This is a genomic window from Streptomyces sp. NPDC029164, from assembly GCF_055563995.1.
Genome location: NZ_JBVHWW010000007.1, coordinates 103317 through 127377 on the forward strand (window position 1 = coordinate 103317; position 24061 = coordinate 127377).

The following is a 24061-nucleotide window of genomic DNA, read 5'->3' on the forward strand; positions in this document are numbered from 1 at the left end:
TTCCCGCCGCGGCAGACCGTGCCGAGGCATGCCACGAGAGGTGCCCATGAGGCGCACTGCACGAAGTGACCAAGACGGTTCCCCGCCCGGCCGCACCCCGCACCGAGGATGGCGACGACTCGCCGTCGCGGCCCTGGCCCCGCTGCTGGCCCTGTCGGCCACGACCGCGACGGCCCAGGGCGTGTGGGTGACCGTCCCGAACCTGCCGACGGCACGGGCCGGGCTGGCGAGCTCGGCGGCGGACTGCCCCGAGGGGCTGCGCGGCACCTGCGTGTACGCCGCCGGCGGCAGCGAGGCCCCGGAGAAGTTCGAGGCGTACAGCCCCTCCAGCGGCACGTGGGCCACGCTGCCGGCGCTGAAGACACCCCGCGGACAGGCAGCGGCGACGACCGCCCCCTGTCCCAGCGGGGTACGAGGCGACTGCGTCTACGTCCTCGGGGGCATCGGCACAGCCGCCAGGGTCGCCGAGGCATACAGCACGGAGACCAATGCCTGGCTGTCCCTGCCCCCCCTGCTGGAGGACCACACCAACGCGGGGGCGGCCACGGCCCCCTGCCCCGAAGGCCTGCGCGGCACGTGCGTGTACGTCTTCGGCGGCAACGACACCGGCACCGCCGAGGCGTACAACCCGGCCACCAACCACTGGGCCACCGTGGCGAACCTGCCGACCCCGCGAAGCAATCACGCCGGCGCGTCCGCGCGCTGCCCCGGGGACCCGAACCCGCGGAACGTCTGCGTGTACGCCATCAGCGGGACCAACGCCAACCCCCTCTCGGTGGACTTCTACAACCCCGTCAACAACCAGTGGGGGCCCGCGGCCGAGATCCCGACCGCCCGCAACCTCGGGAGGGCGGCAACGGCCCCCTGCCCTGACGGCATGAGCAACGGCTGCATCTACGTGGTGGGTGGCGCCACGTCCCCGAACACGGTCGAGGCCTACACCCCGGTCACCAACGCCTGGGTGACGCTGCCCTCCACTCCGACTGGTCACATCAACCACGGCGTGGCTGCGGCGCCCTGCCCCAAGGACACGAAGCACCACTGCGTGTACGCCATCGGAAGCCTGGTCCCCGGCGAGACCCCCACCGCCTCGGGCGTGACCGAGGCCTTCGCCATCGAGCGCCAGAGCGGCAGGCCCCAGCCGAGGCCGGAGCCCACCCCCGCGCCCACGGCCCCGAACGGCCCGCGTCCGGACCCGGCACCGGCCCCGCTGCCCAAGCCCGACGTGAAGCCCCGGCCCGAGGTCAAGCCCCGGCCCGAGGTCAAGCCGCAGCCCGACGTGAAGCCCTGGCCGAAGCCCGACGCCAAGCCGGCGCCCAGGCCCCCGGCCGAGAACCCCCAGACCGACCCCGCACCCGACGCGGGTGTCGACCCGGACCTCGACTCCGACCTCGGGCTCGACCCGGATCTCGACGTACCGGCCGACGACACGGAAGACGCCCGCGGCGTCCGTTAGTCACTCCCGTCACTTCCGTTCCTCCCGTCCCCCTCGTCACATTCGTCACCTTGGGGCGGCGCCACCACGGCGCCGGCCCTGCGCGTCGTACGGCCGACCGGGTAGCACTCCGGCATTTCGTTCGTCACGCTCAGCAATCATCAAATAATCCTATGTAACTTCGCGATGCCCCCTTTCCGCCGCGGCAGATCGTGCCGGGGCCGCCACGAGAGGTGCCCGATGAGGCGCATTCAGCGAAGTGACCGACAGGACTCCCCACCCGGCCGGACCAGACGCCGCCCCGCCTGGCGACGACTCGCCGTAGCGGCCCTGGCTCCCCTGCTGGCCCTGACGGCCACCACCGCGACCGCCCAGGGCGTCTGGGTGACCGTCGCGCCGCTTCCGACGGTCCGCGCCGCCCACGCGGCCGCGTCGGCGGACTGCCCGGAAGGGCAGCGCGGCACCTGCGTCTACGCCATCGGCGGCAGCGAAGCCGGCATCGACAGCGGCAAGGCCGAGGCGTACAGCCCCGCCACCAACACCTGGGCCACGCTGCCCCCGCTGAAGACCCCCCGCTCCCGCCTCTCCGCGACGACGGCGCCCTGCCCCGGCGGGGTGAGGGGCGACTGCGTGTACGCCCTCGGCGGCACCGCCCCCCTGGGCGACTCCTCGAATGCCGTGGAGGCGTACAGCACGGAGACCGGTGTCTGGCTGAGCCTGCCCTCCATGCCGACCGTCCGATCCGGATCGGCGGCGGCCACCGCGCCCTGCACCGAGGAGCTGGGTCTGCGGGGCACGTGCGTGTACGTCTTCGGCGGCAGCGTGGCTGCCGGCACGGGTCTCCCCACCGTGGAGGCGTACAGCCCGGCCACCAACCACTGGGCCACGGTCACCTCGCTGCAGATCGGCCGGTACGGCCATGGCGGCACCGCCGCGCCCTGCCCCGCAGATCTCGGCCTCCGGGGCACCTGCGTGTACGCGATCGGCGGATCGGGGGCAGGCGCCCTCTCCTCGGTGGAGGTCTACAGCCCGGTCCAGAACGGCTGGCGGTACCTCCCCGACATCCCGACCGGCCGCGACGACGGGCCCGGCGCCGCCGCCGCACCCTGCCCCGAGGGCATCAGCAACGGCTGTGTGTACGTCCTCGGCGGCGCCGGCGCCGGCGGCCTGCTGAACAATGCCGAGGCCTACAGTCCCGCCTCCAACGCATGGGTGACGCTGCCTTCGATCCCCACGGGCCACCGGCAAACGGCCGCCGCCGCGGCGCCGTGCCCCAAGAGGGCGAAGAGCCCCTGCGTGTACGTCGTCTCCGGCTTCATCGACAGCACCACGGCCGCGGGGACCACCGAGGCCTTCGCGATCGAACGCCCGCCCGGCAGGCACCGGCCGCAGCCCACACCCACCGGGCCTCCGACCACCACTGCCCCGGGCCACGGCCCCGTCACCCTCCCCGCCCCCGACCCCGCCCCCGACTCCGCTCCCGCTCCCGCTCGGTAGGCCGCGTCGCGCCGAGGTCGGTCACCGGGCATCCGCGCCCGTGCCTGTGCCCGCGCCCGTGCCCGTCAGGTCCGCCCAGACGGTCTTGCCCGGCGCCCTCGGCGCCACGCCCCACTCCCGCGCCAGCGCCTGCACCACCAGCAGCCCCCGGCCGCCCTCCGCCGACCACGGATCCACCACCGGGGGCTCCTCGGGCGGCCGCGCGTCGTCCCGGGTGTCACTGACCGCCACCCGCACGTGCTGCCTTCCGTCGTAGCCCATCCGCAGCTCGAAGTCCCGTCCGGGCACCCGCCCGTGCATTACGGCATTGGCGGCGAGCTCCCCGACGACGAGCCCCACGTCGTCGGAGAGCGCGCAGCCGTAGGGCACGCCCCAGAAGGCCAGCTGCGCCTGCGCGAGCCGCCGGGCGAGCCGGGCCCCGCGGCGCGTCGAACTGAACCGCTGCCGGAAGGCCAGTGCCATGTCACTCAATTCGGTCGTCACCTCACCGAGCGTGGCGACCGCGCCTTACGCTTTCCAGTGACGGCGGCGCTACGACGGTGATCCGTAGGGACGTCGGCCTGTTCGTGTACGGCCCGTACGGATGAGGGCGGTTCAGCCGATGAACGACCTGTCAGACCGCGAAGAACGCCCCGAACGCCCGGTGGAGGCGGACGGCACGGCCCACCTGTTCCGCGCCCTGGGCAAACAGATCAAGACCCTCCGCGAGGCGGCCGGCCTCCTCCAGAAGGAACTCGCGGCCCGCCTGAACGTCGGCGAGGACCTCATCGGCGCGATCGAACGCGGCGTCCGCACCCCCCAGCCGGACCTCCTGGAACGCGCGGACCGCATCCTCCAGGCGCGCGGGGTCCTGCTGGTGGCGATCCCGGAGGTCAAGGAGGCACTGAAGCGGGCGCGGACGCGGCATCCGGATTGGTTCCGGAGCTATGCGGAGGCGGAGGCCGCTACGCAGGCCTTGCACGAGTACGCGCACCAAGGCGTGCCGGGCCTGTTGCAGACGGAGCGTCACGCGCGCGAGATCTTCACCCAACGCCGTCCACTGCTGGACGAAGCGACGATCGAGAAGCGCGTACAGGACCGGCTGGCCCGACAGCAGATCTTCGAGCGCTGGCCCTCCCCCACCTTCAGCTTCATCCTCGACCAGAACCTGCTGGAACGGCCGGTGGGCGGCCCAGAGGTACACAGTGAACAACTTCATCGCTTCCTGCACATCGGCCGGTTGCGCACGGTGGAGCTCCAGGTGCTGCCCTACACGCGCGGTGCGCATGCCGCGATGGACGGCTCGTTCACCCTGCTCCACCCCAAGGGCCGCCAGCAGATCGCCTACCACGAGGCGTACGGACGCCCGCACCTGATCACCGACCCTGATCAGGTACGCATCATGGCCGAGCGCTGTGGGATCATCCGGGCACAGGCGCTCGCGCCCGACGAGTCCCTCGCCCTGATCGAGAAGATGCTGGGAGAACTCCGATGAACACCACCGACCTGGCCTGGTTCAAGAGCAGTTACAGCAGCGGCGAGGGCGGCAACTGCGTCGAAGTCGCCCTCGGCTGGCAGAAGTCGAGCTACAGCGATGGCGAGGGCGGCAACTGCGTCGAGGTCGCCGCCTGCCCCACCACCATCCACGTCCGCGACTCCAAGGTGACGGCCGGCCCCCACCTCTCGGTGACCCCCGCCGGCTGGACCACCTTCTTGGACGGGATCACCGCGGCCCGCCTGCCGGAGTAGGTAGGTCCGGCAGGCGGGGTCGGCAACGGCTACCGCCAGACGACGACCCGCCACTGGACCGGCCAGGTTGCCCGCGAGCTCCCGGCCGCGTTGATCACGACCGGGTCGGCCTGGTCGAGGCCCGTGGGGACCGCAAGCGCGGTGGCCTTGCCCTGCGCGTCCCACGTCACGGCGTTCTCGTCGGAGGTGCCGACGCTGGTGCCCGCATCGTTGATGCCCCGGACGAAGGTGTGGCCGTTGCCGGCCAGCAGCTGGAGTTCGGTGACGGCGGTGCAGGTTCCGCTCCAGCGCACGACCACGTCGGAGTTGTTGACGCTCACCGCCCGCGCCCGGGGCCTGGGGCGGCAGGGCCTTGATCTTCTTCCCGTGCGGGGCGCGGACGGCCTTCCCCGTCCGCGGGCCGGCGCTCGGTGCCGCCTCGGAGGAGGGCATCGGGGGCTCTCTCGGGGGACGCTCTCGGGACCGTCAAAGGATGAACGTGGCGATGGCGACCAGCATGCCGGCCACCGCACCGAGCACCATGGCGGCGAACAGGCCGACCATGCCCGCGAGGAAGTAGACCTCGCCGTCAGCGACCCTGCCGTGGCGCGCGCAGGAGAACAGCCAGGCCGCCAGCGTCAGGAACGGCACGAGGAGCAGGCCGGTGGCGGTGCTGAAGTTGAACACGGCGCTGCCCGAGAGCTCGTAGGCCCTGCCCCGGGCCGTCCGGACGTCCACGTCGGTGCCGAACCGATACTTCTCGTCGGCCGTGTCCAGCACGATCTCGTGCCCCTCTTCCCCGGACCGCCGGGGGGTGTACCAGCCCGTGCAGTCGGTGCCGGTCGCGTAGCCCTCCGCGTCGGTGGCCTCGTAGCACTTGTGGATCGAGACGACCCCGTCCACGGGCCCGAAGCCGAGCACGGCGGCCATCTGGGGCCCCGGCAGCAGCCACACCAGCCACCCCGCCACCGCGAGCGTCACGACCACCCCGGCCCCAGCCGCCCCCTGCCCCATCCTCCGCACGGCAGCGCGCACAACGCCCCCTCCCTCTCCCCTGGCCCGATACCCGCGCGGGGCGGGGCGTAACGCGGGGGGGGCGATACGCGCGGCGGGGCTTCGGGGGCGGGATCTCGGCGGGGCGGAATCGGAGAAGCGCGGGTGGGGTTTCCCGTCAGTCTCATCGTCCTTCCGTGGCGGGCCGGCCCCTCAAGGGCGCTCCTTCGTCGCGTCGCTACGCGATGGCCTACGGCCACCCTTGACCGACCGACCCGCCACGGAAACCCGAAGACAGCCGAGAAACCCCAAAAGAACGGGCCGGGCGATCCAAGCAGGGACGGCCCCATCACAGATACGCGGGCAGGGGTCCCGGTGCGCACCACATCGCTACGCGCTTCGCACGTCTCAGCGTCCGCCAGCCGTCCTGGGCTGGACATAAGCCGCCAACGATCGCTACGCGCTCCGCGATCACGGCGACTGCGATCCGCCTGTGGCCGGACATAGGCCGCCAACGATCGCTACGCGCTTCGCGGTCACGGCGACTACTGACCGGCTGGGGCAATTCCTATGTCTTTCGGCTGGTTGTGGGCGCTGACCCGGGTGCAGTTCGGTGGGGCGGTGTTCAGGGGTCAGAGGTGGAGCTCGGGTGGGAAACCGGTCCAGCGGAGTTCGGCGGGGAGGTGCCGCATGTCGTTGGAGAAGAGGACTGCGGCGGGTCGATCGGGTGCGTAGCGGATGACCGTCAGGGCGGCGTTGGCGTGGTTGAGGCCGAGCCAGCGCCACTTCGGAGCGTGCATGGCGTCGCGGACGAGCCAGGCGACCAGGAAGTTGTGGGTGACGACCAGTTCGTGGCGGTCCTCTTCGCCGTCCACCGGACCGGTGAACAGGTCCATCGCCTCGCGGACCAGTGCGGGTCCCCGCTCCCGCTCCTCGGCACTGGCACCTTCGAGAAAGCGCAGGTAGAAGTCGGCGGAATCGGCTGGCAGCTCGTCCCTCTGCGGCATGTACGGGACGTAGTCACCGGCAGCCTCCGAGAGGTGCAGAGGAACGTCCTTCAGCTGCTCGCCGATCAGCTGTGCCGTCTGTTCGGCCCGGGGCAACGGGCCGTGATGCACCGCCGCGAGGGGGACGTCTTGGAGGCGTCGGCCGAGGAGTGTGGCCTGCCGGCGGCCGTCCGCCGTCAGCCCGCTCTCGTCCGGCAACGCCTCACCGTGCCGGACGAGATAGAGGTACCGCGCTGCCATGCCGGTCATGCCGAACTCCCCCGAGACGCTATCGATCTTGTGCACCACTGGACGCCACCCCCTCCAGTGCCGGTTCCCCGAACCGAGGGCGTGTGCTCAGCGAGTCCGTCGCCGACCAAGCAGGCGGCTCTGCTCCTGTTTCAGCGCGGCGAACCCCCGCCGTGCGTATGCGGCTATCTCTTCGCTGGGGAAGGCCACGATGGAGAGGTGCTCGTCGTAGCTCCCCTGGTCCCAACGAGCGGCCGTGATGTCGTAGCCAGACACGTGCGCGCACAGCTGCAGCAGGATGGGTGGCATCTCCGACTCGCTCAGGAGATCAGCGTGTCTGATGACGAGGTCCCGCATGGCCCGGATATTCGGGAGAAAGACGGTCCTGACCCACAAACGCCACTCGGCGAGCTCCTCCTCGGACGGTGGCCGCTCATGCGCGAAGGGCGACTTGCCGTCAGGACGGGCATTGCGCTCCATGAACGCGTCGAAGATGCGGCTGTTCGCCTCGGTGAGCGCGAAGAGCGGCCCGTAGAAGTCGCTGAGTTGGCGATTCAAGCGGGCCAGCCGCTCTTGGCGCTGCGCCAGGCGCAAGCCGTTGAAGTAGGTGGCTGCGTATCCGACGAACGCCAGAGCGATAGTCACAACTGCGGTGGTCATGAAGCGCGATGCTAGTCACGCCCCTCGGTCAGCAGATCAGGACCGCCGCGATCCCCATGACGGCCCATGTCCGGCCACGGCCGGAGCGTAGTCGCCGTCCTACCGGAGCGCGTAGCGATCGATGGCGGCCTATGTCCAGCCCAGGACGGCTGGCAGACGCTGCGACGTGCGGAGCGCGTAGCGATCGCATGCGGCCTATGTCCGACCCAAGGCGGCCGGCGGACGCTGAGACGTGCGGAGCGCGTAGCGATCGGTGGCGGCCTATGTCCAGCCCAGGACGGCTGGCAGACGCTGCGACGTGCGAAGCGCGTAGCGATCGGGTGCGCACCGGAACCCCCGCCCGGAAGGCGCCGCCGAGGCCGTCCCTGCTCCGATCGCCCGGCCCGTTCTTTTGGGGGTTTCTCGGCTGTCTTCGGGTTTCCGTGGCGGGTCGGTCGGTCAAGGGTGGCCGAAGGCCATCGCGTAGCGACGCGACGAAGGAGCGCCCTTGAGGGGCCGGCCCGACACGGAAGGACGATGAGACCGACGGGAAACCCCACCCGCGCTTCTCTGATCCCGCCCAGCCCGAAGCCCCGCCCCCGAAGCCCCGCCTCGCGTAGCACCCCCTCACCCCCTCACCCCCCGTACAGCCCCGCGATCACCTCCGCGTAGCGTTCCGCCACCGCCGCGCGGCGGAGTTTCAGGGTGGGGGTCAAGGTGCCCGCGGCTGTCGTGAAGTCCTCCGGGAGGATGTGGAAGGCGCGGATGCGGGCCGGGCGGGAGACCGTGGCGTTGGCTTCGGCCACCGCGGCTTCGATCAGGGCGTGGACCGCCGGGTGCGTGGCCGGGGTGGGGCCCGGGTCGAGGCCCTCGCGCGCCGCCCAGGCCTCGATCTCCTCCGCGTCCAGGGTGATCAGGGCGACGGGGTAGGGGCGGCGGTCGCCGATCAGGACCGCGCGGGAGACGTAGCGCGAGCGCTGGACGGCGAACTCGACCTCCGTCGGGGTGAGGTTCTTCCCGGTGGAGGTGATGATCAGCTCCTTCTTGCGGCCGGTGATGCGGAGGTAGCCGTCGGCGTCCAGTTCCCCGAGGTCGCCGGTGTGGAGCCAGCCCTCCGCGTCCAGGGCCTGCGCCGTCGCGGCGGGGTTCCCGTGGTAGCCCGGGAACACCATCGCCCCGCGCGCCAGCACCTCGCCGTCCTCCGCGATCCGTACCGCGCAGCCCGCGATCGGGCGGCCGACCGTCCCGTGGCGCACCGCCTGCGGGTGGTTGAGGGTGATGACTCCGCCCGACTCCGTCATCCCGTACCCCTCGAAGAGGGTGATCCCGCAGGCCCGCAGGAAGTCCTGGGTCGCCGGGGCGATGGGGGCGCCGCCGGTGAGCGCCCACTTCAGCCGGCCGCCGAACGCGTCCCTGACCAGGGAGTAGAGGGACTTCTCCGCCGCCTCGTACTCCGCCCGCCGGTCCTCCGGCAGCCGGCCGTCCGCCGCGAGGACGCCCACGCGTACCGCCTCCTCGAAGCGTTCGCGGCCGCCCTCCCGGGACTCCGCGAGCGCGAGCACCACCGAGTGCAGTTTCTCGAACAGCCGGGGGACGGAGGGGAGATGGGTCGGTGCGACCTCCGCGATCTCCGTGAGCACGTCCTCGATGCGGCCGCCGAAGTAGCACAGCTCGCCGCCTTCCAGCAGGGTCGTGTACTGGATCAGCTGGGCGAGCATGTGCGCGAGGGGCAGGTACAGGTACGTGGAGTCTCCCGGCCCGCCCTTGATGAGGGGGACGGTGGCGTCCTGGATGGCGCCCAGGTTCCCGTGAGTGAGGCGGCAGCCCTTGGGCAGGCCCGTCGTGCCCGAGGTGTAGACGATCGCCGCGTCCGCGGCGGGGGTCACCGCCGCCGCCCGGCGGGCCAGATCGGCCTCGGCCTCCGGGCCCGTGGCCCGCCCGGGCAGTTCGTCCATCAGGACCACCCACCGCAGCGCGGGCAGTTTCGCCCGGAGCGCCTCGACGCGTTCCGCCTGTCTCCCGTCGTCGCAGACCACGACGACCGCCTCCGAGTCCGACAGGACCCAGGCGAGTTCCTCCTCCCCCGCCGTCGGGTAGACGGGTACGAGGACCGCGCCCGCCGCCAGCACCCCGAAGTGCGTGTACGTCCACTGCGGACGGGTCTCCGCCAGTACGGCGACCCGTTCCCCGGCGGCCACGCCCGGGCCTCCGAGCAGCGCGCACCCGACGGCCCGTACCTCCGCGGCCAGTTCTCCGTACGTACGGGTCTGCCACCCGCCGTCGGGCGAGCGGAACCGCAGGGCCGTCTCCGGCCCGTACCGCTCCTCGGTCCACTGGGTGAACACCGCCAGCGTGCTCGGCCGACCGTCCATCGCATGCCCTCCGGGGGAGTTGGTGACCCCCGACGCTAGGCAGCCGTACGGCCGCCGCGGCATGACCGGAAGCGTCACCCCTGCTGACCCGAGCGCTCACCGGTCCGCGCACGTCCGTATCGCCCCGCGCCGCGGCGGGCTACCGTCGAAGGCATGGGGAGGCGGACGATCACCGTGCACCATGTGCGCGCCCTGCTCGCGGGGGCGCGGGGCAGCGGCGTCGACACCGTGCCGCTGCTCCAGGAGGCGCAGATCCCGCCGCTGCTGCTGGGCGATGACCGGGCGCGGATCACGCCCGCGCAGTTCGCCCGGCTGTTCCGGGCGCTGTACCGGACCACGCAGGACGAGTTCCTCGCGCTGAGCCCGGTCCCGAGCCGTCCCGGCACGTTCGCCATGATGTGTCACGCCTCGCTCGGCTGTCGGGACCTGGGCGCGGCGACGGAGCGCGCGGCCGCGTTCTACGGGCTGTTCCCCGGCGGGCCGGAGCTGGCGCTCGAAGTGGTGGGCGGCGAGGCCCGGTTCACCGTGCGCAACGACTTCGTCCGGGACGAGGACCGGTTCCTCACCGAGTGCGTGCTCGCGATCTGGCACCGGCTGAGCAGCTGGCTGGTGGGGCGGCGCATCCCGCTGGCGTACGCCGCCTTCGCCTATCCCCCGCCGCCGCACGAGGAGGAGTACGAGATCCTCTTCGACTGCCCGGTCCGTTTCGGGGCGGACCGTACGGGCGCCGCCTTCGACGCGCACTGGCTGACCGCACCGCTCGTACGGGACGAGCCCGCGCTCGACGCGATGCTCCGGCGCGCGCCGTTCGACCTGCTGTCGCGCCCGGAGTACGGGACCACGGTCGCGGAGCAGGTGCGCCGGACGCTGACGCAGCGGCTGCGCACGTCGCCGCGGCTGCCCGGGCTCGGCGAGGTCGCGGCGCGGCTCGCGGTGTCCCCGGCGACGCTGCGGCGCCGGCTCCAGCAGGAGGGGACCTCGTTCCAGCAGCTGAAGGACCATGTGCGGCGGGACGCGGCGATCGCGGGGCTGGCGGAGGGCGGGGAGCCGATCGCGGAGCTCGCGGCGCGGCTGGGGTTCTCTGAGGACACGGCCTTCCACCGCGCCTTCCGCCGCTGGACGGGCACGACCCCGGGGGCGTACCGCATCGCGTCGGGCGGCTAGCCGCTCGTCGGGGAGACGGTCCCGGCCTGCTGTCAAGCCCCGGGATCCAGTGGCGTGACGTGGTGGCCCGGGCGGAGCGCAATGGAGGTACGGGGCTCGACCCCCGCTCCCCACCGCCTGAAGGAGACCGCCATGACCAGCATCCACCGCCTTGCCCTCCTCAAGGCCGCCATCGCCGTGGGCGCCATACGCGTGGCCCCCAGTGCCATCGGCTCCTCCCGCATGGTCCCCTCCACCGGCACTCTCATCCCCATGAGGCCCGAGTCCGCCGGACGGACGGCGACGGGGTACGCCGGCGGCGGGGCCCGCGCCGCCTGATCCGGCACCGGGCGCCCCGGCGGGTGCGTTTTCGGGCCAGGAAAGCTGAGCTGCGCGGTCAGCGACCTTCCTACCGGTCGGTCACTACCTTCGGCTCACCGATCCCCGCACGGAACGAGCCCCCGGGAGCCCCCCATGCGTTTGCGCAGCACCGCCCTCGCCGCCGTGGCCGGCGCACTGGCCGTCTCGGCGGTTCCGGCCGCGATCCCCAGCGCCGCCGCCACCGCCACCGCCACCGCCGCCGCGGCCACCGCGGCCACCGCCGACGGCCCGGCAGGCGCCCCCGGCGACGTCGTCGGCAGCGCCCCGTCCGCCTTCCACCCGTTGCCCGGCCAGCCCACCAACACCAGGGCCTGGAAGATCCACTACCGCTCGACCGCCGCCGACGGAACCCCGAACATCGTCTCCGGCACCGTGATCGTCCCGCAGGACGGCCGGACCGGCCCGCGCCCCCTTATCACGTACGCCGTGGGCACGGTCGGCCTCGGCGACTCCTGCGCGCCGAGCGACAACCTCCCCCACGGCACCGCCATGGAGGCCAACCTCATCCAGCAGCTCACCCTCCGCGGCTGGGCCGTGGTCGTCACCGACTACGAGGGCCTCGGCACGCCGGGCGTCCACACCTACACGGTCGGCCCCTCCGCCGGGCACGCCGTCCTCGACGCGGCCCGTGCCGCCCAGCGGCTGCCCGGGACGGGCCTGTCGCCGGCCGGCCCGGTCGGCATCATGGGCTACTCCCAGGGCGGGCAGGCGAGCAGCTGGGCCGCCGAGCTGCAGGGCTCGTACGCCCCCGAGCTCCAGGTGAAGGGCACCGCCACCGGTGGTGTCCCCGCCGACCTGCTGGAGGTGGCCGCCTTCAACAACGGCTCCTACGGCTCCGGGCTCATCTTCATGGCGGCCGCCGGACAGGACGCGGCCTTCCCGGAGCTGAAGCTGGACTCCTACCTCAACCCGGCGGGCCGGCTGCTGGTCGCCGGGATGAAGGAGCACTGCGTGGCGATCGACGCGGTCGCCGGCTCCTTCAAGCGGATCTCCGACCTGACCACGCGCGACCCGCTCGCCCAGCCGGACTGGCGGGCCCGGCTGAACCAGAGCCGGCTCGGGCGGACGGCCCCGGCCGCGCCGCTGTACCAGTACCACGCGCTCGGCGACGAGCTGATCCCGTACGGGGTGGGCCGCAGGCTGCGCTCCGACTGGTGCGGCCGGGGCGCGAACCTCGAATTCGACACCGTCTGGGTCGGTGAGCACGTCAGCGGCGTGATCACGCACTCCCTGGCGGCCGGGAACTGGCTGGCGGACCGCTTCGCCGGCCGCCCGACCCACGCCAACTGCTGAGCGCGGCTCACCGCTCAGCCGTTCCGCGGCCCCCGGTACAGCTCGTCGATCCGGTCCGCGTAGTCGCGGGCCACCACGCCCCGCTTGAGTTTCATCGACGGGGTCAGGTGGCCGCGCGCCTCGGTGAAGTCTCCGGGCAGGACGGCGAACCGGCGGATCGACTCGGCCCGCGACACCAGCCGGTTCGCCTCGTCCACCGCCCGCTGGAGGTCCGCCAGCAGTGCCTCGTCCCGCACCAGCTCGCGCATGGGCACGCCCTGCTTCTTGTGCATCTGGCGCCAGTGCTGGAGTCCGTCGGGCTCCAGGGTGATCAGTGCGGTGATGTACGGCCGGTTGTCGCCGACCACCATGCACTGGCCGACCAGCGGGTGGGCGCGCAGCCAGTCCTCCAGCGGTGCGGGGGCCACGTTCTTGCCGCCGGAGGTGATGATCAGGTCCTTCTTGCGGCCGGTGATGGTGAGGTACCCGTCGGCGTCGAGCTCCCCGATGTCGCCGGTGGCCAGCCAGCTCCCGTACGGGAGGGCGTGCCCGCTGTTCCAGTAGCCGGCGAAGACGTGCCCGCCGGCCAGCAGCACCTCTCCGTCGTCCGCGATGTGTACGGCGGTGCCCGGGAGCGGCCAGCCCACCGTGCCGAGCCGGGGGTGCTGGGGCGGGGTCACGGTGCTCGCGCCGGTGGTCTCGGTCAGTCCGTAGCCCTCGAAGACCTCGATGCCGGCGCCGGTGTAGAAGGCGGCGAGCCGCCGGCCCAGCGGGGAGCCGCCGCTCAGGATGTAGCGGACGCGGCCGCCGAGCGCGGTCCGGATCCGCCGGTAGACGAGCGGGTCGTACAGGGCGCGGCCGGCGCGCAGCACGAGCCCGGGGGCCTTGCCCTTGGCCAGCTCGCCGAGGCGTTGCGCGATGCGGGCGGCCCGGTCGAAGGAGGAGGCCCGGCCCATGCTCTCGGCGGTGGCCCGGGCGGTGTTGTAGACCTTCTCCAGTACGTACGGGATGGCCAGGAGGAAGGTCGGCCGGAAGCCGGCCAGGTCGGCGAGGAGGTCCTCGGTGCTGATGCTGGGCGCGTGTCCGAGCTTGACGCGGGCCCGCAGGCAGCCGACGGCGACCATGCGTCCGAAGACGTGGCTGAGCGGGAGGAAGAGGAGGGTGGAGGCCGGGTCCTTGCTGACGGACTTGAAGACGGGGTGCAGCAGTTCGACCGCGTTGTCCACCTGGGCGAAGAAGTTGGCGTGGGTGATCACGCATCCTTTGGGCTGCCCGGTGGTGCCGGAGGTGTAGATGAGGGTGGCGACGCTGTCCGGCGTACGGGCGGCGCGCCGGTTGTGCACCACCGCGTCGGGGATGCGCTCCCCGGCCTTGATCAGCCGGGCCACGGCGCCGGTGTCGAATTCCCACAGGTGCGCGAGCCAGGGCAGGTGGGCCCGCTCGTTGCTGATGAGCCGGGCCTGCGCCGTGTCCTCGACGGCGCAGGCCACGGCTCCGGAGTCCTGGATGATCCAGCGGGCCTGGAGGGCGGAGGAGGTGGGGTAGATCGGTACGGTGACCAGCCCGGCGGCCCATCCGGCGAAGTCGAGCAGGGTCCACTCGTAGGTGGTGCGGGCCATGATCGCCAGCCGGTCGCCCTCGCGCAGCCCCTCGGCGATCAGGCCCTTGGCGACGGCGAGCACCTCGGCGGCGAACTCGGCGGCCGAGACGTCGCGCCAGGACCCGTCCCGCTCCTTGCGGGCGAGGACCGCTTCGCGGGGGGCCTGGTGGGCGTTGTCGAAGGGGATGTCCCCGAGGGATCCCTGCTGCGGCGGTCCCACGAGGGCGGGGACCCGTACCTCGCGGACCACCCCGTCGATCACGGTCTTGACGGGTTCGACGGGTTCGCCGGGGCTGGCGGGGCTGACGTGACGGGCGGGGCTGACGGGCTTCAGCTCGGCTCCCATGGCGCACTCTCCTTGGCTCGGCACGAGCGTTACCGCGGGTAATGTACGGAGCGGCAACCCGGTCCGGCCAGCCCCCGGAGCCCTTCTTCACGGACGCTCCACCCCACTGACACCGATCGGTGCCACTGACACCGATCGGTACCACTGACACCGATCTGTGCCGCACCCGTGGAGACCGGCGCCTCGCCCCCCGTCGGTCAGTGCCACACCCCGGTGGCGGCGGTGCGGCGGACGTACTCGGTGAAGTCGCGGGGCTCGCGGCCGAGGGCGCGCTGAACGCCGTCGGCGAGGGTGGCGAAGCGGCGCTCCTCGATCCAGCCGTTGAGCAGGTTCAGCAGGGCCACGTAGTCCTCGGGCAGGCCCTTCCCCAGGGCGTAGGCCGCGTACTCCTGCGCCGGAACGGGCCGGTAGGCGATGTCGCGGCCGGTGGCGCGGGCGATCTCGCCGACCACGTCGCCGAGGCTCAGCAGCCGCGGGCCGGTCAGCTCGTACGCCTGCCCGGCGTGCCCGTCGTCGGTGAGGGCGGCCGCGGCGACGTCGGCGATGTCCTCGGCGTCGACGAAGGGCTCGATGCCGTCCCCGGTCGACATCACGAACTCGCCGTCGAGCAGCTGTCCCCGGTAGAAGGGGTCCTCGCTGAAGTTCTGGGCGAACCAGGTCGGCTTCAGGATCGTCCACTGCGCGCCGGACTCCCGTACCGCGCGCTCGGCGGGAAGCTTCTCCTCTCCGTCCGCCACCACCCAGTCGCGGGCCGAGAGCAGCACCAGCCGCTCCACACCGGTGGCCACGGCCAGCTCGGCGAAGGAGCGCACCGACGCCGCGGCGTCGCTCTGCTGCGAGTCGACCAGATAGGCGGCCCCGACTCCCTCCAGGGCCGGTTCCCAGGTGTTCTTGTCGTTCCAGTCGAAGCGGGTCGGCCCCTTCCGGGAGGCCGCCCGGACCTCGTGTCCGTGCTGTCGGAGGCGGGAGAGCACGCGGCGTCCCGTCTTGCCGGTGCTGCCGAGGACCAGAATCGGTTTCGTCGTCATGCGGCCAGTCAAGCCGCCGCCGGTGAGGCGTGGAATGGCCTTCCCGCTCAGCTCGATGTCTGAGCGTCTAGTCTCGTGTCGCATGGATGCGTTGGCGAGTCTGCTGTACGAAGTGCGGTCCGACGGGGCCCTGTTCAGCCGGGCCATCCTGGCCCCGCCGTGGTCGATCCGGTTCGCGGACCGCACTCCCCTCACCCTGGTCACGATGCTGCGCGGCTCGGGCCTGATCCTGCCCGGCGGCGAAGACGAGCCCGTCGCGCTCGACCGCGGCGACGTGGCCATCGTCGTGGGGGGCAGGCCGTTCACCATCGCCGACACCGCCCACGACGGCCCGGCGGCCCCTCCGCTGTACGTGGTGCACGGCCCCGACCACTGCACGACGGCCGACGGCGCGGAGATCGGCGAGGAGCTCGTCCTGGGCGTGCGCACCTGCGGGAACAGCCTGGCCGCCGATGCCCCGAACGTGTTGCTGACCGGCAGCTACCACGTCGGCGGCCGGGTCTCGGAGCGGCTGCTGAGCGCGCTCCCCCGGGTGGTCGTGGTCCGCTACGGCGGCGAGCCCGGCCCGATCCTGGACCTCACCGCCCTGGAGATCAGCCGGGACCACCCCGGCCAGCAGGCGGTTCTGGACCGGCTGCTGGACCTGTTGCTGCTGTCCACGCTGCGGGAGTGGTTCACCTGCCCGGAGGCCGACCCGCCGGGGTGGTACCGGGCGCTCGGCGACCCCGTGGCGGGCCCGGCGCTGCGCGTGATCCACGACCGGCCCGCGCGGCCGTGGACCGTGGCGGAGCTCGCCGAGGAGGCCGGTGTATCGCGGGCGACGTTCGCCCGCCGCTTCGGCGACCTGGTCGGGCAGCCGCCCATGGCCTATCTGACGGGCTGGCGGCTGGCGCTGGCGGCCGACCTGCTGGTGCGTAGCGAGGCCACGGTGGAGTCGATCGCCCGGCAGGTCGGCTACCGCAGCGCCTTCGGACTGAGCGTGGCCTTCCAGCGGGTGTACGGCACCCGCCCGAGCCACCACCGCGCGGCCGCCGGCACGGTCCGTAGCGCCTCCTAGGACACTGAACGGGTGTCGGCCACAGGGGCGTTGAGGAGGGCGGCGGTCAGCCGGTGCCACGGGTTCGACGTCCGTGCGAGCCATACGAGCCGCTCGCCTGCGGGGATGTCCATGACGGGGGCGCCGGCGGCCGGGCTCACGGCCGTCCAGCGGATCGGCCTGCCGCCAGCCCCCGTGGTCCAGGTTGGCCCGTACGATCGAGGTCTGCGCGCCGGCCGGCGGTCAGGCGTCCACGGGGCGCCAGGCAGGACCCTCGCCATCCCGCTGGACGCGCCCGAAGACGACGTCGGCGAAGTGGACGCCGAAGCCGATCGTGTCGGGCTCCGCCAGCTCGGCGACGAGGCGGTGGCGGTGATCGGCGGTCCGGTCCTGGTCGTGGTCGAAGGCCGAGGACCAGTCGGGGTGGTCGATCTGGATCGGGGAGTGCACGGCGTCGCCGAAGGCGATCAGGCGCCGCCCGCCCCCGGTGATGACGTACTCGGCGTGCCCGACGGTGTGTCCGGCGGTGATCCGCACGCGCACGCCGGGGAAGATCTCCTGCCCGTCCGCGACGGTACGCACCCGCGGCGCGAGGGCCGCGACCTGCGCGCCCATGCCCTGCTCCTCCAGCAGGTCGCGCCGCTCCCACTCCGGCCCGGAGATCAGGTACTCGGCGTGGGCGAACACCGGCTGGTCGCCGCCGGGTGCGGGGTGGCAGGCCCAGCCGAGGTGGTCGGCGTGGAGGTGGGTGAAGGCCACCGCCTCGATGTCCTCGGGGCGCCGGCCGAGTTCGGCCAGGCCGTCGGTGAGCGCGCCTCCGTGGATCGTGCTGAGGGGGCCGTCCGGAGCCTCGTGCGCCTGCGGGCCGAAGCCCGCGTCGATCAGCAGCGCGCGGTCGCCGTGCTCCACGAGCAGCGCGCCGACGCTGCCGACGAGGTGGCCCGTGGCGTCCAGGTACTCCGGGTGCGCGGCCCACACCTCGTCGGTGGTGCCGGGGAGCACGCTCAGCGGCCGGAGCCGCACATCGCCGTCCGGCACGTACGACACCTTCGTGTCGCCGAGCCGTATCGAGCGGATGCCCGCCGGTCGGCGCAGGCGTACGTCGCTGGCCTGGTCCACCGTCAACTCAGCCATGGGTCCTCTTCCGTGAGTCGGCATCAGGTCGCGGCGGCGGTCGTTCCCCGCAGCGACGACGTCACCATAAGCATCAAGTTCGAATCATTCAAGCTGGAAATATTCAGTCTTGACGGACTTGCTAGGGTGGTGGCATGACGACCTCCCCCGAGCAGCAGGTCATCGCCGAGCGCCAGCTGTGCGGCCTGGTGAACGGACTGGCCCAGCGGATCGCCGAGCACGTACGGGAGCGCGCCGCCACCCTCGGCCTCACCGCGCCCCAGGCGACCGCACTGCGGGAGATGAGCGGGCCGATGACCATGCGGGAGCTCGCCGAGCGCATGAGCTGCGAGCCCTCCAACACGACCTTCGTCGTCGACAAGCTGGAGAAGCAGAGTCTGGTGGAGCGCCACCCGCACCCCACCGACCGCCGCGCCAAGCTCCTCGTCCTCACCACCGAGGGCACCGCACTGCGCGAACGCCTCCTCGCCCTCCTCGCCGTGGACTCCCCCCTGTCCGGCCTCACCCCCCAGGACCAGCGCGTCCTGCACGCCCTCCTGGAACAGGCCGTCACCTCCCCCTAGTGCTGTGATCGGGAAGGGTTGCCGGGTTGCTCGTTGTGCTCGTGCGGCGGGGAAGTGCCAACGCGGTGCGGTTCCGTCGGGCGCTGATGGTGCTGGCCTCGGCCGGCGGCAGCACGCGCCCGGTGATCGCCCGGTTGGTGCAGGCGGACGAGGACACCGCTCGGGGACTTCGTCGTGCTGACTGCCACCACCCGACCACCAAGCCGGGCAATCCCCTCACCCGCTGGTCGATCCGCAAGCGCACCGATCACCTACGGCGGAACCTCGCCCGGCCGATCAGGACCGGCCGCGAGGCCCTGCGGTGCCTACTGACTCGCCGCGTGATCTCCTTCCAGCGCACGAAGACCTGGAAGGAGTCCCCGGACCCGGACTTCGACGCCAAGCTGGAGCGGATCGAGTACGCGATCAACGAGCGGCCCGACCGCACGTTCGCGTTCGACGAGTTCGGCCCGCTGGACATCCGCCCGCCGCCGGCTCCTGCTGGGCAGAAGAAGACCGTCCCCGACCGACTGCCGGCCACCTACCGCCGCACCCACGGCATCACTTACCTCCACGGCCGCTACTCGGTCGGCGACGACCAGATGTGGGGCGTCACCCGGTGTCGCAAGGGCATCGACCACACCTGGGCGGCGTTGCACGCCCACCTGCGCTGGCGCAACCGAAACGCCCGCCACCCCGACGTCCTGGCCGCACAGCGACGCGAACGCGCCCGCATGCGCAGCGAGAAGGGCGTCCGTGGGGAGGACGCCTCCTGCAAGGAGCGGCATGATCAAGGCTGATCGCCAGCTCGTGCACTTGTTGGCGGGTCCAGTCAACTCGTCAGACGGAAGTGAACGATGGTGGCGTCATCGGTCGACTTGATGTCGGGGTAGTGGAACCGCAGCCTGTCTTGCAGCTCGGCAAGATCGCGGAACCCGTCGGCGATGGCGTCCGCCTCGGTCAACTCGGCAACTTTTTTGGAAGTGATCTCCGTGATCACACCCGGCAGCACCACCTCGTCATCCAACTCGAACACCATGTTCACCGGGCCTGTCTCCACTGGGTCTCGGAACCGCACCGTGGTCGTCTTCCGCCCGGTGCGTACAGCATCGAGATAGGCGGGATGGAAATGCAGGGCCTGTATCGCGGTCGAGCGCAGCGCGCCGTCGGACCCTGCGGACTGCTCCCCCCAGACATAGGCATGAGGCAGAAGGTCGGAGACCGCGACACTGCGAATGCCGCCAGCTACCGGCACGAGGACGCGGATGCCCGGGTGGTAGTCCAGCAGGACCTGCCGGTCCCGGCCGCACGGCGCGAGCACGCCGCGCCCCGTGTCACCGACGGCAACAATCGCCGCCAGGTCACGTGCTCCCGCAGCGCGCGCATGCCCGAGCGCCACCAACTCCGCGCAAGGTCCGCCCGTGAAGTGATAAAGGTTGATGCCACCGAACATCCGGCCCTGTGCGTCTCGCACGGCTGCCCCGACCGTGTGCACCTCACCGTCACCGTTGGCCTCAACAACGCGCTGGGCGAACTCGACCAGCTCCAGATCTTCTTCCGTCGGCAGATGCATCGTGCTGTCCATCCAACAGACACTACTCATGCACGTCCCCAAGCCATGCAACCTGGTGAACGTTCCCGGTCACAGCACTAGGCGGCGGCCGGCGGACAGTCGCGGCAACGGCCTGGAGCCGGGGCCCGGAAGGCGCGATCGCAGCCGTCGCAGTTCTGGAGGGGATCCGGCCGTCTGGGCCGCCGGAACACCGGGGCGGGCGGCAGATGCGGTGGGATCAGTGCGCCGAGCCGGTACGCGAGGACGGACGCGGGGTCGCGCATGCACTCGGGGAGGTCCTCGGACAGCACTCGGGCCACCTCCTCGGGGTCGACCCCGCGCTCCAGCCAGGCCGACACCCCCGGCACGAGCCGACGTACGTCGCGTTCGGCCAGCAGGAGCCGCGGATCGTGGCGCCGCAGCCCGGCGAGCAGATCGGCCGCACCGGGGTGCAACGCCCGCGGCACGGGCAGAGCATCGAACGCCCGCGCCCGACCCGACCGCACCTCCGGCCCCGGCCCCGGCCCCGGCCCCGGCAAGGGCTCAAGGACCGGCGGTGGCAGTGGAGCCGGCGGAGGCGGAGGCGGCAGCGGAGGCGGCAGCGGAGGCGGCGGCGGGTCATCCGCAGGAGGAGGAGGCGGCGGCTGCGGACCATCCGGAGGAGGCGGCGGCGGGTCATCGGAAGACGGCGGGCCATCGCCATATGGGGGCCCATCCGGAGTCGGCGGGCGGTCAGGATCTTCTGCGCCGACAACTCCCGGCCGGTTGTACGAGAACGTCCGGGTCACCACCTGCCCCGTCGCCAGCCGCTCGCGCCGCCGCTCCAGGTAGCCGTGCCACTCCAACTCCCGCAGGGCGGAGGCGATCCGGACCTCCCCCTCGCGGAACCGCTCCGTGAGCGCCTTGATCCCGACGGGGGCCCCGTCGGGCAGCGACTGGATGTAGGCGGCGACCCCGATCGCCGTCGCCGACAGATCGGCGTGCTGGAGGAGGTGGTTGCCCACCACGGTGAAGCGACGCCTGTGCGGCGTGTTGACGTGAATGACACCGGATCGGGGGGTCCCGGGTCGAACACGGGCCGCTGAGCGCGTCGGCGCGCTAAGGTGCTGGGGAGCCATGGGGAAGGTCTTGCTTCCTTGTTGGTCAGGCCCTCGGCCGGGATGCCCGTCCCGCCGGGGGCCGTCTCATGTCTGAGGTGGTCGGGGCGAGCATATGCCCGCCAACCCCTTCCCAATCCAGCCCAGTTGCCACGTTTCACCCATCCGAGCGACACGTCCCGGGTTTGGTGGGGTTGGTTGGTTCTTTCCCCCGGTTCTTTAGGTCTTCAGACATCCAAGCCCACCGCATCCCGGCTCCCCGCGACCCGGCGCGAACCCCCTCCGCACGTCACCGCATCCCGAATCCCCACGTCCCGGCCGACACCGCACGCAGCGCGGCAACAATGGCCGCGTGGAACGCCTCCACTTGGACCGCACGCTCGACGAACTCGTTGGGGGTGAGGGGTGGCGGGGGCAGGAGGGGGCGGGGGCGACTTAACATGCGCATGACCACCACAGTGGGGGGAAGTCATGACGTTCGACGCGGAATGGGCCGAGTGCAAGGCCGCCGCGCAGGCCGGGCCGCAGGCCGGGGAGACACCCGTTCCCCTGCGCCTCCATCAGCCGGCGCCCGCCGGGGGCCTGGTGGCCGGGGCTCCGTCCATCAACGGGAACGCGAACCTGCTGATCGAGATCGCCGCGCTCCTGCACGAGGGGCGCCCCGACGGTGACGCGAGCACGATGGCCCGCGCGCCCCGCGCGCACCCCGATGTCGCGGCGCAGGCCCTGCGCTTCGCGCGGTTCGCCGACGACCAGTTCACGGACACGGTGGCGCTGTTCGCCGGCCTGGCCACCCGCCTGAAGACCACCGGCACCGGCTTCGCCCGGGTCGACGACGACACCGCCGCCTCTTTCCTCCGCATGGTCGTCGAGACGGGCGTGTACGTGAAGCCGGAGGACAAGGACCGTTGAGCGGCGGCCTGAGCCACCACGCGGGCGTCCGCTTCCTCGCCGAGTGCAACCCCGCGCTCGTCGAGCGCAACGCCGACGAGTTCCGCCGGCTGCGCGAGCTCCTCGTACAGGTCGAGGAACCCGCCCTGCGGGCGGAGCGGCACACCCAGTGGCACAGCGAGGGGAGCGAGACGTACCGCTCGCGCCTCACCGACGCCCGGGAGCTGGTGACGCACATGGCCGAGGCCTTCGACAAGGCCGCGAGCGCCCTGCACGCCTACGCCCTGGCCCTGACCACCGCCAAGTCCCACTACGGCAACGGCACGCGGTCGGAGCGGGCGCTGGCCTCGCTCATCGGCACCAAGGGCTCCGCGCTCACCAAGGTCGCGCAGGAGGCGGAACCGATGCGCCAGTGGGAGGACATGCGCGCGACGACCGGCGTCTTCGACTTCCTGGCCGAGGTCACCCTGGACGTGGACGACATCCGCGACGAGGCGAACCGGCTCCACGACGACGCGGGCGGCAGCTTCCACCTGGCCCGGACGGTCGAACAGGAGGCGCGCGAGGCGTGCGTCCACGCGCTGAAGCAGGCGTACGAGCTGCTGCCCGAGCTGCGCATCCGCGGCGGCGAACGGCCCGACCTGTACGCCGCCATGGCGGACCTGCGCAGGGAGGGCGAGGAGGCGCGCAACAGCCCGCTGAGGCATCTGCCGGGCAGCGGCCCGAAGCGGGAGGTGCACGGGACGGTCGGGGACACGTACATGTCGCCGGAGCTCAAGGACATCCGGACGCACATCGCCGGGCTGCCGCAGGGCGAGGACATGTACTGGAACCCGCCGGAGAGCGACGGGGACAAGGCCCGGTGGATCTCCCGCAACAAGGAGGTCCTGCGGGCCGCCGCCGAGCACGCGGGACTGCCCGAGGAGCTGCTCGCGGGCATCGCCTGGAACGAGATCTCCGGGCAGCCCGGCTACGCCGACGACGTCACCGACCACCTGCGCCACGCGGCCGCCTTCCCGCTGAGCCCGATCACGCCCGAGAACCTCCCCCACCGGCTCGGCGGCGTGCCCGACCAGACCTCCTTCGGGCCGATCGCCATCCAGCTGCGGCGCGGTGCCGAGGTCCTCGGATACGACCCCGCACACCTCACGGAGGCCCAGCGCGCCCTGGTGGAGGAGTCCCTCCAGGACCACCGGCAGAACGCGTTCATCGCCGCCGGCCACCTGGCCCAGATCAAGGCGGAGACCGCGTACGCGGACGTACCGGCCGATCAGTTGACCGAGGCCCAGATGCGCGAGATCGCCGCCCGCTACAACGGCGGCCCGTACTGGGAGTCGCAGAAGGCCCAGAACTACGGCGATGATTTCACGCACGGACTCGGCCAGGCGAAGGAAGCGATGCGATGACGCACCCGCGCGCGGGCGTCGGCCTGCCCGGCGACCAGGGCCGGCTCAAGTGGGTGGTCGGGGTCCCGCTCGCTCTCGTCAACCTGCTCGACGCCTTCTTCGTCTACACGGCGGTGCGCTACGGGCCGGCGGCCGAGTGGGACGACCAGGGGTACGCGGGGACGACGGCGGTCTGTCTCCTCGCCCTCGGCCTCAGCCTGACCGGCTTCCTCCTCACCCTCGTCCCGCCCGTCCGCCGGATGCTGGGCCCGTGGTGGCTCGCCCCGCCGGTCTTCCTCGGGGCGATCGCCTGGATCCGGATGGTGACGCTGTCGTGAGGCTCCCCCGCGAGGACATCGACCTGCCCGAGGACCGGGGCTGTCTGCAGTGGGTGCTCGGCGTCCCGCTCGTGCTGCTCTACGCGCCCGCCGCGTTCGCCTGTTACGTCGCCCTGGCCCTGCGGCCCGAGTCGCCGTACGACCAGATCCGCGACGACGCCCGGTTCATGGGCAACTGCTCCGTCGTGCTGTGCCTGCTCGGGCTGCTGATCACCATCACCCCCGTGTTCCGGCGGACGATGGGCCGGTGGTGGTTCGCCGTGCCGTTCCTGCTCGCGACGGTCGCGTACTTCCGCGCCCGGACCGTCTGACGACCCGGAACCGGGCCGCGTGGCCGGTTCCGGGGTCCGGCACCGGGGTCCGGCCCGGGACACGCCGCGGCCCCCGCCCGGACGGGGCGGGGGCCGTGGGGGGGGGGAGAGGACGGGCGCGACAGCG

Annotated in this window: 25 protein-coding genes; 14 read left to right on the forward strand and 11 right to left on the reverse strand. The window is 72.3% G+C overall.

Annotated features, from left to right (window positions below; all coding sequences use genetic code 11):
* The first annotated feature begins 46 nt into the window (after window positions 1–46).
* Entirely contained in the window at window positions 47–1456 is a 1410-nt protein-coding gene (locus tag ACZ4VT_RS09285) for a Kelch repeat-containing protein (protein ID WP_467947971.1), read from the forward strand.
* A gap of 219 nt (window positions 1457–1675) precedes the next feature.
* On the forward strand, window positions 1676–2932 hold the full coding sequence (locus ACZ4VT_RS09290) for a Kelch repeat-containing protein (protein WP_467947973.1): 1257 nt from the start codon (window positions 1676–1678) through the stop codon (window positions 2930–2932).
* A 21-nt stretch (window positions 2933–2953) separates the two neighbouring features.
* Here the strand turns inward: ACZ4VT_RS09290 and ACZ4VT_RS09295 are convergent, their stop codons facing one another.
* Window positions 2954–3394, reverse strand: coding sequence for an ATP-binding protein (locus ACZ4VT_RS09295; protein ID WP_467948155.1), 441 nt, complete (start codon window positions 3392–3394; stop codon window positions 2954–2956).
* A 139-nt stretch (window positions 3395–3533) separates the two neighbouring features.
* Here ACZ4VT_RS09295 and ACZ4VT_RS09300 point away from each other — a divergent pair, with 139 nt between their 5' ends.
* Together ACZ4VT_RS09300 and ACZ4VT_RS09305 are read left to right on the forward strand one after the other, a co-directional pair.
* Window positions 3534–4406 (forward strand): helix-turn-helix domain-containing protein, encoded by an 873-nt coding sequence (locus ACZ4VT_RS09300; protein ID WP_467947975.1) that lies wholly within the window; start codon window positions 3534–3536, stop codon window positions 4404–4406.
* Window positions 4403–4660, forward strand: coding sequence for a DUF397 domain-containing protein (locus ACZ4VT_RS09305; protein WP_467947977.1), 258 nt, complete (start codon window positions 4403–4405; stop codon window positions 4658–4660). The genes ACZ4VT_RS09300 and ACZ4VT_RS09305 overlap by 4 nt, the downstream gene beginning before the upstream one ends.
* A gap of 29 nt (window positions 4661–4689) precedes the next feature.
* Here ACZ4VT_RS09305 and ACZ4VT_RS09310 read toward each other — a convergent pair whose 3' ends face one another.
* The 5 genes from ACZ4VT_RS09310 to ACZ4VT_RS09330 all read right to left on the reverse strand — a co-directional run bounded on the left by ACZ4VT_RS09310 (window position 4690) and on the right by ACZ4VT_RS09330 (window position 9878).
* Window positions 4690–4980, reverse strand: coding sequence for a hypothetical protein (locus ACZ4VT_RS09310; RefSeq protein ID WP_467947979.1), 291 nt, complete (start codon window positions 4978–4980; stop codon window positions 4690–4692).
* A gap of 145 nt (window positions 4981–5125) precedes the next feature.
* On the reverse strand, window positions 5126–5620 hold the full coding sequence (locus ACZ4VT_RS09315) for a hypothetical protein (protein ID WP_467947980.1): 495 nt from the start codon (window positions 5618–5620) through the stop codon (window positions 5126–5128).
* A gap of 644 nt (window positions 5621–6264) precedes the next feature.
* On the reverse strand, window positions 6265–6888 hold the full coding sequence (locus ACZ4VT_RS09320; protein WP_467947982.1) for a histidine phosphatase family protein: 624 nt from the start codon (window positions 6886–6888) through the stop codon (window positions 6265–6267).
* A gap of 87 nt (window positions 6889–6975) precedes the next feature.
* A complete protein-coding gene (locus ACZ4VT_RS09325; protein WP_467947983.1) occupies window positions 6976–7527 on the reverse strand; it encodes a hypothetical protein in 552 nt (183 codons plus the stop codon).
* Window positions 7528–8141: 614 nt separating this feature from the next.
* Window positions 8142–9878, reverse strand: a complete 1737-nt coding sequence (locus tag ACZ4VT_RS09330) for an AMP-dependent synthetase/ligase (RefSeq protein WP_467947985.1) — start codon at window positions 9876–9878, stop codon at window positions 8142–8144.
* Between the two features lie 153 nt (window positions 9879–10031).
* Between ACZ4VT_RS09330 and ACZ4VT_RS09335 the strand changes: the two genes are divergently transcribed.
* The 3 genes from ACZ4VT_RS09335 to ACZ4VT_RS09345 all read left to right on the forward strand — a co-directional run bounded on the left by ACZ4VT_RS09335 (window position 10032) and on the right by ACZ4VT_RS09345 (window position 12695).
* Window positions 10032–11042: an AraC family transcriptional regulator gene (locus ACZ4VT_RS09335; RefSeq protein WP_467947987.1), complete on the forward strand. Its 1011-nt coding sequence runs from the start codon at window positions 10032–10034 to the stop codon at window positions 11040–11042.
* Window positions 11043–11174: 132 nt separating this feature from the next.
* The gene (locus tag ACZ4VT_RS09340) at window positions 11175–11360 is read left to right on the forward strand and encodes a hypothetical protein (RefSeq protein WP_467947989.1); all 186 of its coding nucleotides are present in this window, start codon (window positions 11175–11177) and stop codon (window positions 11358–11360) included.
* Between the two features lie 135 nt (window positions 11361–11495).
* The gene (locus ACZ4VT_RS09345) at window positions 11496–12695 is read left to right on the forward strand and encodes a lipase family protein (protein ID WP_467947991.1); all 1200 of its coding nucleotides are present in this window, start codon (window positions 11496–11498) and stop codon (window positions 12693–12695) included.
* 14 nt (window positions 12696–12709) lie between these two features.
* Here ACZ4VT_RS09345 and ACZ4VT_RS09350 read toward each other — a convergent pair whose 3' ends face one another.
* Both ACZ4VT_RS09350 and ACZ4VT_RS09355 read right to left on the reverse strand, forming a co-directional pair.
* A complete protein-coding gene (locus ACZ4VT_RS09350) occupies window positions 12710–14620 on the reverse strand; it encodes an AMP-dependent synthetase/ligase (protein ID WP_467947993.1) in 1911 nt (636 codons plus the stop codon).
* A 197-nt stretch (window positions 14621–14817) separates the two neighbouring features.
* Window positions 14818–15648: an NmrA family NAD(P)-binding protein gene (locus tag ACZ4VT_RS09355; RefSeq protein WP_467947995.1), complete on the reverse strand. Its 831-nt coding sequence runs from the start codon at window positions 15646–15648 to the stop codon at window positions 14818–14820.
* A gap of 82 nt (window positions 15649–15730) precedes the next feature.
* On the opposite strand from ACZ4VT_RS09355, the gene ACZ4VT_RS09360 reads away from it, so the two are divergent.
* Window positions 15731–16705 carry an AraC family transcriptional regulator gene (locus ACZ4VT_RS09360; protein WP_467947997.1) on the forward strand — a complete coding sequence of 325 codons (975 nt, stop codon included), beginning with the start codon at window positions 15731–15733 and terminating at the stop codon, window positions 16703–16705.
* A gap of 222 nt (window positions 16706–16927) precedes the next feature.
* Here ACZ4VT_RS09360 and ACZ4VT_RS09365 read toward each other — a convergent pair whose 3' ends face one another.
* On the reverse strand, window positions 16928–17818 hold the full coding sequence (locus ACZ4VT_RS09365) for an MBL fold metallo-hydrolase (protein WP_467947999.1): 891 nt from the start codon (window positions 17816–17818) through the stop codon (window positions 16928–16930).
* A 134-nt stretch (window positions 17819–17952) separates the two neighbouring features.
* On the opposite strand from ACZ4VT_RS09365, the gene ACZ4VT_RS09370 reads away from it, so the two are divergent.
* The gene (locus tag ACZ4VT_RS09370; RefSeq protein WP_467948001.1) at window positions 17953–18381 is read left to right on the forward strand and encodes a MarR family winged helix-turn-helix transcriptional regulator; all 429 of its coding nucleotides are present in this window, start codon (window positions 17953–17955) and stop codon (window positions 18379–18381) included.
* A gap of 65 nt (window positions 18382–18446) precedes the next feature.
* Entirely contained in the window at window positions 18447–19160 is a 714-nt protein-coding gene (locus ACZ4VT_RS09375) for a hypothetical protein (protein WP_467948003.1), read from the forward strand.
* Between the two features lie 32 nt (window positions 19161–19192).
* Here ACZ4VT_RS09375 and ACZ4VT_RS09380 read toward each other — a convergent pair whose 3' ends face one another.
* Together ACZ4VT_RS09380 and ACZ4VT_RS09385 are read right to left on the reverse strand one after the other, a co-directional pair.
* Window positions 19193–19945 carry an ASCH domain-containing protein gene (locus ACZ4VT_RS09380; protein WP_467948005.1) on the reverse strand — a complete coding sequence of 251 codons (753 nt, stop codon included), beginning with the start codon at window positions 19943–19945 and terminating at the stop codon, window positions 19193–19195.
* A 65-nt stretch (window positions 19946–20010) separates the two neighbouring features.
* The gene (locus tag ACZ4VT_RS09385; protein WP_467948007.1) at window positions 20011–20379 is read right to left on the reverse strand and encodes a hypothetical protein; all 369 of its coding nucleotides are present in this window, start codon (window positions 20377–20379) and stop codon (window positions 20011–20013) included.
* Window positions 20380–21480: 1101 nt separating this feature from the next.
* On the opposite strand from ACZ4VT_RS09385, the gene ACZ4VT_RS09390 reads away from it, so the two are divergent.
* From ACZ4VT_RS09390 to ACZ4VT_RS09405, 4 genes are read left to right on the forward strand one after another with little or no spacing between them, the layout of a single operon-like run.
* On the forward strand, window positions 21481–21921 hold the full coding sequence (locus tag ACZ4VT_RS09390) for a hypothetical protein (RefSeq protein WP_467948009.1): 441 nt from the start codon (window positions 21481–21483) through the stop codon (window positions 21919–21921).
* Window positions 21918–23306: a hypothetical protein gene (locus ACZ4VT_RS09395; RefSeq protein ID WP_467948011.1), complete on the forward strand. Its 1389-nt coding sequence runs from the start codon at window positions 21918–21920 to the stop codon at window positions 23304–23306. Before ACZ4VT_RS09390 ends, ACZ4VT_RS09395 begins: the two co-directional genes overlap by 4 nt.
* Window positions 23303–23623: a hypothetical protein gene (locus ACZ4VT_RS09400; RefSeq protein ID WP_467948013.1), complete on the forward strand. Its 321-nt coding sequence runs from the start codon at window positions 23303–23305 to the stop codon at window positions 23621–23623. Before ACZ4VT_RS09395 ends, ACZ4VT_RS09400 begins: the two co-directional genes overlap by 4 nt.
* Entirely contained in the window at window positions 23620–23934 is a 315-nt protein-coding gene (locus ACZ4VT_RS09405; RefSeq protein ID WP_467948015.1) for a hypothetical protein, read from the forward strand. The genes ACZ4VT_RS09400 and ACZ4VT_RS09405 overlap by 4 nt, the downstream gene beginning before the upstream one ends.
* Window positions 23935–24061 lie beyond the last annotated feature (127 nt).